The sequence below is a fragment of the Pedobacter sp. MC2016-24 genome (assembly GCF_015223055.1).
In the GTDB taxonomy this organism is placed as follows: domain Bacteria; phylum Bacteroidota; class Bacteroidia; order Sphingobacteriales; family Sphingobacteriaceae; genus Pedobacter.
In genome coordinates this window covers 1-5,349 of sequence record NZ_JADFBX010000029.1, presented here as the reverse complement: position 1 = coordinate 5,349, position 5,349 = coordinate 1, and the positions used below count along the sequence as shown (strand labels likewise).

The following is a 5,349-nucleotide window of genomic DNA, read 5'->3' as shown; positions in this document are numbered from 1 at the left end:
GAGGCCAGATCGATAAGTTCATTAAAGAGATGTCATTTATAGCGTAGCGAGGTAAGAAAGTACGGTTTCAAAGTACATGAAGACCAAGCTATTATTTTCAAGTCAGAATCTAACTAGACAATACAAATTAGAATAAAGACTATTATTAACAAGTTAAGAATGGTCAGCGTTCAAACAGAAACATTTTACAATGGAGAGTTTGATCCTGGCTCAGGATGAACGCTAGCGGCAGGCCTAATACATGCAAGTCGAACGATATTGAGGAGCTTGCTCTTCATGAAAGTGGCGCACGGGTGCGTAACGCGTATGCAACCTACCTTAATCAGGGGGATAGCCCGAAGAAATTCGGATTAACACCGCATAAAAACACAGGATAGCATTATCCAATGTTCAAATATTTATAGGATTAAGATGGGCATGCGTGTCATTAGCTAGTTGGCGGGGTAACGGCCCACCAAGGCGACGATGACTAGGGGATCTGAGAGGATGACCCCCCACACTGGTACTGAGACACGGACCAGACTCCTACGGGAGGCAGCAGTAAGGAATATTGGTCAATGGAGGGAACTCTGAACCAGCCATGCCGCGTGCAGGAAGACAGCCCTCTGGGTCGTAAACTGCTTTTATTCGGGAATAAACCTATCTACGTGTAGATAGCTGAATGTACCGAAGGAATAAGGATCGGCTAACTCCGTGCCAGCAGCCGCGGTAATACGGAGGATCCAAGCGTTATCCGGATTTATTGGGTTTAAAGGGTGCGTAGGCGGCTTATTAAGTCAGGGGTGAAAGACGGTGGCTCAACCATCGCAGTGCCCTTGATACTGATGAGCTTGAATACACTAGAGGTAGGCGGAATGTGACAAGTAGCGGTGAAATGCATAGATATGTCACAGAACACCGATTGCGAAGGCAGCTTACTATGGTGTGATTGACGCTGAGGCACGAAAGCGTGGGGATCAAACAGGATTAGATACCCTGGTAGTCCACGCCCTAAACGATGAATACTCGCTGTTAGCGATATACAGTTAGCGGCTAAGCGAAAGCGTTAAGTATTCCACCTGGGGAGTACGCCCGCAAGGGTGAAACTCAAAGGAATTGACGGGGGCCCGCACAAGCGGAGGAGCATGTGGTTTAATTCGATGATACGCGAGGAACCTTACCCGGGCTTGAAAGTTAGTGAATCATTTAGAGATAGATGAGTGAGCAATCACACGAAACTAGGTGCTGCATGGCTGTCGTCAGCTCGTGCCGTGAGGTGTTGGGTTAAGTCCCGCAACGAGCGCAACCCCTATGTTTAGTTGCCAGCACGTTAAGGTGGGGACTCTAAACAGACTGCCTGTGCAAACAGAGAGGAAGGAGGGGACGACGTCAAGTCATCATGGCCCTTACGTCCGGGGCTACACACGTGCTACAATGGATGGTACAGAGGGCAGCAAGCTGGCAACAGCAAGCAAATCTCAAAAAGCCATTCACAGTTCGGATTGGGGTCTGCAACTCGACCCCATGAAGTTGGATTCGCTAGTAATCGCGTATCAGCAATGACGCGGTGAATACGTTCCCGGGCCTTGTACACACCGCCCGTCAAGCCATGGAAGTTGGGGGTACCTAAAGTATGTAACCGTAAGGAGCGTCCTAGGGTAAAACCGATAACTGGGGCTAAGTCGTAACAAGGTAGCCGTACCGGAAGGTGCGGCTGGAATACCTCCTTTCTGGAGTAGTTCAGACTACTCGCTACGTGAATGATATAAATGACAGAATCTCTAAGAGAAAAAAAGAAACACCCATAGGATGAAGCATCGTTTAGTGCTCCATACTGCAGTATAGACATATAGTCCCGTAGCTCAGTTTGGTTAGAGCACTACACTGATAATGTAGGGGTCAGCAGTTCAAATCTGCTCGGGACTACAGATATATTCTAAGGGGGATTAGCTCAGCTGGCTAGAGCGCCTGCCTTGCACGCAGGAGGTCAACGGTTCGACTCCGTTATTCTCCACCATCACCGTTACCTGTTACAAAAGGTAATTAAATAGGTTGCATTCCGAAAGGCATACAATCCGGGATAGAAAGTTCTTTGACATATTGGAAGAAGTTAAAAAAGAAGAGCAAACAACAATAGAGACGTTGTTTGATCGGAGGGATATTTGTGGCAAGCAATTGTGATGAATTGACTAAAGATTTAACAACAATCAAAAAAAGCATTTCCATAGGCGCAAAAGGCTATGGAGAGAAGAAAGTAATTAAGAGCACACAGGGGATGCCTTGGCTCTCAGAGGCGATGAAAGACGTGATAAGCTGCGATAAGCTACGGGGATTAGCAAATATGAATTGATCCGTAGATTTCTGAATGGGGAAACCTGGCTAGTTGAAGACTAGTCGTATATAATACGCAAACCTGCCGAACTGAAACATCTAAGTAAGCAGAGGAAGAGAAAATAATAATGATTTCCTAAGTAGTGGCGAGCGAACGGGAAAGAGCCCAAACCATTGATGTTACGGCATCAGTGGGGTTGTAGGACTACGATATGATTATAATGCAATGAAGTGGAACAGGATGGGAAGCCTGGCAAAATAGCGTGAGAGCCGCGTACACGTAAGTACCATTAGTCTAGTAGTATCCTGAGTACCGCGAGGTCGGAGACGCCTTGTGGGAATCTGCCGGCACCATCCGGTAAGGCTAAATACTCCTGAGAGACCGATAGTGAACCAGTACCGTGAGGGAAAGGTGAAAAGAACCCCGAACAGGGGAGTGAAATAGAACCTGAAACTGTGTGCTTACAAGCGGTCGGAGCGTCCAGGTGGCGTGACGGCGTGCCTTTTGCATAATGAGCCTACGAGTTACTCTTCTCTGGCAAGGTTAAGTGTTTAAGACACGGATCCGAAGCGAAAGCGAGTCTGAATAGGGCGTATAGTCAGGGGAGGTAGACGCGAAACCTTGTGATCTACCCATGGACAGGTTGAAGGTGCGGTAACACGTACTGGAGGACCGAACCGATAAACGTTGAAAAGTTTCCGGATGATCTGTGGGTAGGGGTGAAAGGCTAATCAAACTGGGAAATAGCTCGTACTCCCCGAAATGTTTTTAGGAACAGCGTGGTGGTAAAGTTATTTAGAGGTAGAGCTACTGATTGGGTGCGGGGGAGTCAAATCCTACCAAATCCAGACAAACTCCGAATGCTAAATAATATACACTGCAGTGAGGCGCGGGGTGCTAAGGTCACGCGCCGAGAGGGAAAGAACCCAGACCATCAGCTAAGGTCCCCAAGTTACAGTTAAGTTGAACTAACGAGGTCCGATTGCATAGACAGCTAGGATGTTGGCTTGGAAGCAGCCATTCATTTAAAGAGTGCGTAACAGCTCACTAGTCGAGCGATCGGGCATGGATAATAAACGGGCATTAAACTGTACACCGAAGCTATGGGTAATATTAATATTACGGTAGGGGAGCATTCCAGCGGCAGCGAAGGTATGACGTAAGTTGTGCTGGAGCTTCTGGAAAAGCAAATGTAGGCATAAGTAACGATAAGGCGGGCGAGAAACCCGCCCACCGAAAGGATAAGGTTTCCTGATCAACGCTAATCGGATCAGGGTTAGTCGGGGCCTAAGGAGAACCCGAAGGGGATATTCGATGGACAACGGGTTAATAATCCCGTACTTTTTATAACTGCGATGTGGGGACGGAGTAGTGACACTGCCGCGATCTGACGGAATAGATCGTTAAAGGCTGTAGGTATTGGACTGGTAGGCAAATCCGCCGGTCTAGCTGAACGCTGATAGTACTGCAAACCTTCGGGGGCGTAGATAGTGCAGGTAATCAGACTTCCAAGAAAAACCGCTAAGCTTCAGGTTATAAAAACCCGTACCGCAAACCGACACAGGTATCCGGGAAGAGAATTCTAAGGTGCTCGAGTGAATCATGGCTAAGGAACTCGGCAAAATGGCCCTGTAACTTCGGGAGAAGGGGCGCTGGTAGCAATATCAGCCGCAGTGAAAAGGCCCAGGCGACTGTTTAACAAAAACACATGGCTTTGCAAAATCGAAAGATGAAGTATAAGGCCTGACACCTGCCCGGTGCTGGAAGGTTAAGAGGGGATGTCATCCGCAAGGAGAAGCATTGAATCGAAGCCCCAGTAAACGGCGGCCGTAACTATAACGGTCCTAAGGTAGCGAAATTCCTTGTCGGGTAAGTTCCGACCTGCACGAATGGTGTAACGATCTGGGCGCTGTCTCAGCCATGAGCTCGGTGAAATTGTGGTCCCGGTGAAGACGCCGGGTACCCGCAACGGGACGGAAAGACCCCATGCACCTTCACTACAATTTAACATTGACATTGGATACAAGATGTGTAGGATAGGTGGGAGACTATGAAGCGGTGTCGCCAGGCATCGTGGAGTCAACGTTGAAATACCACCCTTTTTGTATTCGGTGTCTAACCTGACCTGGTTAGGGACATTGTTTGATGGGTAGTTTGACTGGGGTGGTCGCCTCCAAAAAGGTAACGGAGGCTTTCAAAGGTAAGCTCAATACGCTTGGTAACCGTATGAGGAGTGCAATAGCATAAGCTTGCTTGACTGTGAGGCAGACAAGCCGAGCAGGGTCGAAAGACGGATATAGTGATCCGGTGGTTCTGCATGGAAGGGCCATCGCTCAAAGGATAAAAGGTACGCTGGGGATAACAGGCTGATCTCCCCCAAGAGCTCATATCGACGGGGAGGTTTGGCACCTCGATGTCGGCTCGTCACATCCTGGGGCTGGAGAAGGTCCCAAGGGTTCGGCTGTTCGCCGATTAAAGTGGCACGCGAGCTGGGTTCAGAACGTCGCGAGACAGTTCGGTCCCTATCTGTTGTGGGCGTAGGAATTTTGAGTGGGGCTGACCTTAGTACGAGAGGACCGGGTTGGACTAGCCTCTAGTGAATCTGTTGTTCCGCCAGGGGCATTGCAGAGTAGCTACGCTGGGAATAGATAAGCGCTGAAAGCATCTAAGTGCGAAACTAGCCACGAGATGAGAATTCCATATAGGACCGTAGCAGACTACTACGTTGATAGGTTACAGATGTAAAGGTGGTGACATCAAAGTCGAGTAATACTAATAATCCGAAGCTTTCAAGAGCAGTAAACTGTTGTTTGTTCTTCAAAACTTAACTTCTTTCAATAATATGTCATTTGTTTGGTATAACAAATCGATACGATATGATACTAAATAATTAAAAATATTTAGGTGCCTATATCGGTGGTGTCCACCTCTTCCCATTCCGAACAGAGAAGTTAAGCCCACCAGAGCCGATGGTACTGCGGTAACACGTGGGAGAGTAGGTCGGTGCCAAATCTTAAAGAAAGCCTGTAGTGAAAACT

At 48.0% G+C, this 5,349-nt stretch carries 2 tRNA genes and 3 rRNA genes; all 5 read left to right on the top strand.

What is annotated here, in order from left to right:
* Nucleotides 1–187: 187 nt before the first annotated feature.
* The 5 genes from IM797_RS28035 (at nucleotide 188) to rrf (ending at nucleotide 5,323) form a co-directional block, all read left to right on the top strand.
* Nucleotides 188–1,709: ribosomal RNA gene (locus tag IM797_RS28035) — 16S ribosomal RNA — on the top strand.
* A 121-nt stretch (nucleotides 1,710–1,830) separates the two neighbouring features.
* Nucleotides 1,831–1,905: transfer RNA gene (locus IM797_RS28030), tRNA-Ile, on the top strand.
* Nucleotides 1,906–1,919: 14 nt separating this feature from the next.
* A tRNA-Ala gene (locus IM797_RS28025) sits at nucleotides 1,920–1,996 on the top strand.
* A 231-nt stretch (nucleotides 1,997–2,227) separates the two neighbouring features.
* Nucleotides 2,228–5,106: ribosomal RNA gene (locus IM797_RS28020) — 23S ribosomal RNA — on the top strand.
* A gap of 105 nt (nucleotides 5,107–5,211) precedes the next feature.
* Nucleotides 5,212–5,323: ribosomal RNA gene (gene rrf, locus IM797_RS28015) — 5S ribosomal RNA — on the top strand.
* Together the 16S, 23S and 5S rRNA genes with 2 tRNA genes alongside form the textbook arrangement of a ribosomal RNA operon.
* Nucleotides 5,324–5,349: the final 26 nt, after the last annotated feature.